This is a genomic window from Sphaerochaeta sp. S2 (genome assembly GCF_016406725.1).
In the GTDB taxonomy this organism is placed as follows: domain Bacteria; phylum Spirochaetota; class Spirochaetia; order Sphaerochaetales; family Sphaerochaetaceae; genus Sphaerochaeta.
Window position 1 is genome coordinate 1 of record NZ_JAEKNT010000503.1, and the last position, 6,137, is coordinate 6,137.

6 protein-coding genes are annotated in these 6,137 nt (G+C 47.8%); 3 read left to right on the plus strand and 3 right to left on the minus strand.

Annotated elements, in window-relative coordinates; genetic code table 11:
* Positions 1–33 precede the first annotated feature (33 nt).
* Entirely contained in the window at positions 34–321 is a 288-nt protein-coding gene (locus tag JF818_RS14615) for a Trp family transcriptional regulator (RefSeq protein WP_198892705.1), read from the minus strand.
* A gap of 136 nt (positions 322–457) precedes the next feature.
* Between JF818_RS14615 and JF818_RS14620 the strand changes: the two genes are divergently transcribed.
* From JF818_RS14620 to JF818_RS14630, 3 genes are read left to right on the plus strand one after another with little or no spacing between them, the layout of a single operon-like run.
* Positions 458–1,306, plus strand: a complete 849-nt coding sequence (locus tag JF818_RS14620; RefSeq protein WP_198892711.1) for a VIT1/CCC1 transporter family protein — start codon at positions 458–460, stop codon at positions 1,304–1,306.
* The gene (locus tag JF818_RS14625; protein WP_198892706.1) at positions 1,307–2,272 is read left to right on the plus strand and encodes an aldo/keto reductase; all 966 of its coding nucleotides are present in this window, start codon (positions 1,307–1,309) and stop codon (positions 2,270–2,272) included.
* 41 nt (positions 2,273–2,313) lie between these two features.
* Positions 2,314–3,222, plus strand: a complete 909-nt coding sequence (locus tag JF818_RS14630) for an AEC family transporter (RefSeq protein WP_198892707.1) — start codon at positions 2,314–2,316, stop codon at positions 3,220–3,222.
* On the opposite strand, the gene xylA is transcribed toward JF818_RS14630, so the two are convergent.
* Complete coding sequence (xylA, locus tag JF818_RS14635) at positions 3,219–4,547, minus strand: xylose isomerase (RefSeq protein ID WP_198892708.1); 1,329 nt, start codon at positions 4,545–4,547, stop codon at positions 3,219–3,221. The genes JF818_RS14630 and xylA overlap by 4 nt on opposite strands.
* A 9-nt stretch (positions 4,548–4,556) precedes the next feature.
* Positions 4,557–6,035 (minus strand): xylulokinase, encoded by a 1,479-nt coding sequence (gene xylB / locus JF818_RS14640; RefSeq protein WP_198892709.1) that lies wholly within the window; start codon positions 6,033–6,035, stop codon positions 4,557–4,559.
* Positions 6,036–6,137: the final 102 nt, after the last annotated feature.

Genomic DNA, 6,137 nt, shown 5'->3' on the forward strand with positions numbered 1-6,137 from the left:
CACCAAATGGAGTTGAGGAACTCCCTTTACTGATCAGATATGCAGGTGATCATCATATCGATCGCTGAGAATCTTCTTGCAATAGGAATCCTTTTGCTTAAGGATCTTCGACCCTCTTGTGATCTTACACAAGGAGATACCATATGAGGAAGCAATCTCACGCTGAGGAAGCCCCTGATAGAGGTCCTTCATCAAATTCCAGCGAAGCAAAATCGCCTTTCGCTCACTTGGTGTGAGCATCTCCTCAAACAACTTTGCCATATCCTCAGGGTTATTAGTTGCACTAAAGACCTCGATCAAATCCTTATATTCAGTATCCATGGATCCTCCGTTTCATTTCATACTACAAAGAGAAACAGAAGCGGTCAAGCAACGCTATTTGCAAAACATTCAGCGCTAGCTATACTATCGGCCAAGGAGCAATAGAGTGAGTGAGAATACTTATAGCAAAAAGACAATGCGTGTTCTCCTGTTTCTACAACAGGGAGAGTTGACCGAACATCGAATCTACAGCTTTCTCGCATCCCGGGTGAAGGATGAACATAACAGCAATGTATTGCGTCGCATTGCCGATGAGGAACTCCGGCATGCCAAAATCTGGCAGAAACTGACTGGCAAGGAAGTTAAAATCAATAGAATCAAGCTCTGGTTCTACAGTTTCATGGCACTCATCCTTGGATATACCTTCGTACTGAAGAAAATGGAGAAAGGAGAGGACAAAGCCACCAAGGCCTACCGTTCCCTGATCGCTGAAGTACCCCAGGCAAAACAGATCAGTGAAGATGAGGACAGACACGAACAACAACTACTTGCAATGCTCGATGAGGAACGCTTGCAATATATCGGTTCAATGGTTCTTGGCTTAAGCGATGCACTTGTCGAACTCTCCGGGACACTGGCTGGATTGACTTTCGCGTTGCAGAACACCCGCCTCATTGCCCTATCCGGCTTGATAACCGGTATTTCAGCAACCCTTTCCATGGCATCCAGCGAGTACCTATCTGCGAAGAACAGCGGGGAAAAGAATGCTGCTAAGAGCAGCATGTACACAGGCATTGCCTATCTCTTCACCGTAGCCTTCATGGTTCTCCCCTACTTGCTTCTTGATAGCTATATGGCCGCCTTGCTTATCATGCTGGTGGTCGTCATTGTCATCATTATGCTTTTTACCTATTATACTGCAGTAGCAAAAGACCTTCCCTTTGGGAAACGTTTCTTGGAAATGGCACTCATCAGTCTCGGTGTTGCTGCCATATCGTTTGTGATCGGAATCCTCGTCAAGCGATTCCTGGGAATTGATATCTAAATGAAATACCTTGAATTTAACAACCTTAAGCTTTCACAGACAGCCCTCGGGTGCGACCACTACGGCGAGTCCATCAGCGAAGAGATTGCACTGAAGCAGTTGGATATTTTTGCAGAGGCAGGAGGGAATCTCCTCGACACTGCCCATATCTATGGACAAGGCAAGGCAGGCACACTCTCCAGCAGTGAATTGGTTCTTGGCAAATGGATGCAGGAAACTGGTTCTCGAGAAAAGATGGTTGTTGCATCAAAGGGCTGTCATCCATACAAGGAAGATATGCACAGAAGCAGAATCAACAGAGCTGACATGATGCTGGATATCAACCAAAGTCTTGACTCCTTGAGAACAGATTATCTGGATATCTGGTTTTTCCATCGGGACAATCCTGAAATGCCAGCTGATGAAATCATCGACATGGCTGGTGAGCTCGTAGAGAAAAACCTGGTTCGTCACCTCGGAGCATCGAACTGGACCACCGAGAGGATTGCACAGGCCAACACATGGGCAAAAAAACACGGAAAGCCAGTATTTTCAATCAGTGAAATCCAGTGGAGTCTTGCCCATTGCACACCTGAGACCTGGGGTGATGATACCTTGGTCTGCATGACAGAGGAACAGAGACAATGGTATGAGATGGAATCCATGCCAGTCATGTGTTTCTCACCACAGGCAAAAGGGCTCTTCTCCAAAGTGATAGCAGGTAAGACAGAATCGCTCAGCGAGAGGGCAAAACATCGATTCCTTACTGACATCAACCTGGCCCTGGTGCCCAAGGTGGAGAAGCTTTCCTCCCAGTTGCATGTATCTCCCTCAGCGATAGTAATGGCATATCTGACAAGCCAGAAGAATCCAACCATTGCAATTGCTGGATCGAGCAAGATAGCCCAGATCACAGAAACCCTCGCTGGGAGTGATCTGATCTTAAGGGAGGAACAAATCGCCTTCTTGAGCGAAGATCTTCGCTAACTTGCTTGTATCTAACACGGTGAGACAGTAGGATACACTTCATGACGCAATCCCTCACTCAGGTTGCTCTCTTTCTCTTCATCATAATCCTTGCCCAGATCCTGAAGCGGATCGGATTATTTACGGAGAAGGAAGGGAGCACGCTGTCCAGCATTAGCTTGAATATCACCCTTCCAGCAGCTATCGTGGCTAGCTTCAACACCTTCACGATGGATTATTCACTGCTGGTGTTGGTTGCCTATGGAATTGGGGCGAACATACTGCTCGCCTCTCTCTCCTACCTATTTATGTGTAAGCAGAGCAATTCACTGAAGGCATATGCACTCCTGAGTGGATCAACCTATAACGTTGGCAACTTCTCCTTCCCTTTCATCCAATCCCTCTTCGGTGCCCAAGCCTTGGTTGCAGCCTCTCTGTTCGACCTGGGCAATGCACTGATGACCACAGGTTTGACCTACTCTCTAGCCAGTTCTGTCTCCCAGGGAAAACGTCCAGAAACTACTGACATCATAAGAAAACTCTTCACCAGTGTTCCGTTCATCACCTATTTGGTCATGATCACGCTCTCATTTGCCCACATTCGGTTACCTCTCTTTCTCCAAGACTGGATGGTGGCGATAGGAAAAGCAAACCCGATCATCGCTATGTTGATGATCGGGATAATGTTGGACATCCATTTTGAAAAGAGTTGGATCAAGTATACGCTGGGGTTACTGACCATACGATACGGAATGGGTATCCTGATGGCCTGGTATTTCATCGTTCATACCGATTTCAACCAGATCATCAAGACAACCCTTGTCTTCGTCGTATTCAGTCCAAGTGCTACCAGTTCGGTAGCTTTTCTTGAAAAGCTGACTGATGAGAAGAAGCTTGCTTCCTTTACCTCTTCTCTCTCAGTCTTGGCAAGCATTGCCAGCTTTACCATCCTCTCTCTTTTGGTTACCTAGCCGAAGAGGTAGGAGTTTACCAGATTGTTCAGGTACTCCTGCTTCCCACTTCGCTTCTCGATCTGAACATTGCGACCGATAGCAGCCAGAGATGCAAGGTCCATGGAACCATCTTCAAACTTCTTTCCATCCCCTGCATCAAATGAAGCATAGCGGTTCTTGACGAATGTATCGAACAATCCCTCATCGATGATCTTGTGGGCAACCTCAAGACCAAGAGCAAAACTATCCATACCACCGATATGAGCGATGAAGAGATCTTCAAGGTCGGTGGAGTTACGCCTTCTCTTTGCATCAAAGTTCAGGCCACCGCTACCCAGTCCACCATGCCGCAAGATGACCAACATCGCCATCGTGGTAGCATATACATCGGTCGGGAATTCATCAGTATCCCATCCATTGATCGGGTCCCCCTGGTTTGCATCAACACTACCGAGCATGCCATGACTTGCAGAGACCAACAGATCATGGTCGAAAGTATGTCCTGCCAAGGTTGCATGGTTGGCTTCAATATTGCACTTGAAATCCTTATCCAAACCATACTCCTTGAGGAATCCGATTGTGGTGGCAGCATCATAGTCATACTGGTGCTTGGTCGGTTCCATCGGCTTTGGTTCGATCAGGAAGGTTCCCTTGAATCCAATACTCCGTCCATAGTCACGTGCCATTGTAAGGAATCGTGCCAGATGGTCCTGCTCTCTCTTCATGTCGGTATTCAAGAGACTCATGTACCCCTCTCTACCACCCCAGAAGACATAATTCTGTCCACCGAGTTTTACGTTCACATCCAGACTGTTCTTCACCTGCACTGCTGCACGGGCGACAACATTGAAATCAGGGTTGGTTGCTGCTCCGTTCATGTAGATAGGATGCGTGAATACATTTGCAGTATTCCAAAGCAATTTTACGCCACTTGCTTTCTGCCTTGCGAGCAATTCGTCAGCAATCTTGTGAAACGTCTTCTCATAGGTCACTGCATCTTCACTATCGGGAGAAGCATCCACATCGTGGAAACAATAGTAGGGAGTCCCCAGCTTGGTGAAGAACTCGAAAGCTGCATCAGCCTTGGCAACTGCATTCGCAAATGGGTCAGACTTCCTGAAGGGGAAGTCCATCGTTGAACTACCGAAGGGATCCGTACCATCTGCACAGAAGCTATGCCAGTAGGCAGTTGCAAAGCGAAGATGCTCGGCCATTGTCTTGCCGCCAATCATCTTCTTCGCATCATAATACTTGAATGCGAGCGGGTTCTTGCTTCCCTTTCCCTCAAACGCAATCTTTCCGATTCCCTTAAAATATTCCTGATCTCCGACAAAATATTCCATTACATCCTCCTACTGAAATAAAGGCGTCATCGCCTCAACATACGATTGATAACGCTCGTATGCCTTCGCATACTGCGCTCCTGATTCCTTATTCGGTTCACAACCCTTTGCATCATCAAATCGCACATGCTCTGATGCAAGGTCCACAATCGATCCTCCCTTGAGGGTCCATAATGCTTGGAGAGCTGCTCCAAAGGCAGCACTCTCTCCGACTTCTGGTACAGAAACCGGCAACTGCATCACATCACATGCGATCTGTCTCCAGATAGCACTCTTAGCCCCACCGCCGGTGAGAATGATCCGCTTGGGGATAAAGCCAAGCTCCCCAAATGCATCCAATCCACCCTTCATGGCATAGATGGAACTTTCCAAGGCTGCTCGGGCAATATTCTCAACCTTCATATTCCCCATATCCAGACCTGCGATCACTCCCTTTCCGTGTGGCAGGTTAGGTACTCTCTCTCCATTGAAGAAAGGAAGCATAGTTACCCCTTCACATCCAATGGGAGCCTTCTCAGCCAGCCTGTCAAGTTCCTTTACATCATAGCCGAAGAGCTGTCTCACTGACTCTGTGGTAATGGTGCAGTTCATGGTACAGAGCAGTGGCAGATACCCACCGGTGGAAGAACAGAAGGCTGCAAGTCTGCCTTTTCGGTCGGTAATGCAATCATCACTGTATCCGAACAGCGTACCACTGGTACCCATGCTCATGGTCAGATCGCCCTTTCCTACACAACCGGTTCCAATGGCTCCTGCCATATTGTCCCCTGCACCACAGGAGACAGGAATCCCTTGTGGAATGCCAAGCTCCTTTGCCGTTGATGCTTGTACCTTGCCAGCTGCATCCCCTGCCTTGGTAATCGGTGGCAGCATGCTATAGAGATCACGCTCCTCATCCACCGCCAGCAGTACTTCCCTGCTCCATGCTTTGTTCTTTACATCAAAGAATGCAGTACCGGAAGCATCACCTGCTTCAGCACTGTAGACTCCCGTCAGATATAGATTGATGTAATCATGGGGAAGAAGGATATGAGCCAGCTTTGCATATGCGTCTGGCCGATGTTGTTTCAAGTGAAGAATCTTGGACAAGGTATAGCCGGGAAGGATCTGGTTTCCCAGGAGCTCGAACACTCTCTCTTCTCCCCCGAGTTTCTGCGTAAGTTCGTCACACTGTGCTTGGGTTGAGGTATCACACCAGAGTTTGACTGGAGCAAGCACCTCTCCATCCTTCCCAACGGGAACAAACCCATGTTGCTGTGCAGAGACGCCGATTGCGACTGCCTTCTCCTTGATCTTTGGATCTATCTGGGCAAAGCAGGATCTGATTGCATCCAGATACCATACAGCTTCTTGCTCACGTGTCCCATCATCCCGACTCTCCATCTCGTGGGAGGCACTGACGGTCAACAGGACTTGCTTTGTCTCGGCATCATAACAGAGTACCTTGGTGCTCTGGGTGCCAGTATCAATTCCTATAACAACTTGCATACAAATCCTCTCCTTTGCTATAGCATTACCCATCAAAGACACGATTACCATAGACAAGATTGTGAAAACATATGTATTATTGACTTATGGAACTATTAGATG

Coding starts and splice junctions, on each gene's coding strand:
- JF818_RS14625 (WP_198892706.1), top strand. CDS start 1,307: ATGAAATACCTTGAATTTAACAACCTTAAGCTTTCACAGACAGCCCTC.
- xylB (WP_198892709.1), bottom strand. CDS start 6,035: ATGCAAGTTGTTATAGGAATTGATACTGGCACCCAGAGCACCAAGGTA.
- JF818_RS14620 (WP_198892711.1), top strand. CDS start 458: ATGCGTGTTCTCCTGTTTCTACAACAGGGAGAGTTGACCGAACATCGA.
- xylA (WP_198892708.1), bottom strand. CDS start 4,547: ATGGAATATTTTGTCGGAGATCAGGAATATTTTAAGGGAATCGGAAAG.
- JF818_RS14630 (WP_198892707.1), top strand. CDS start 2,314: ATGACGCAATCCCTCACTCAGGTTGCTCTCTTTCTCTTCATCATAATC.
- JF818_RS14615 (WP_198892705.1), bottom strand. CDS start 321: ATGGATACTGAATATAAGGATTTGATCGAGGTCTTTAGTGCAACTAAT.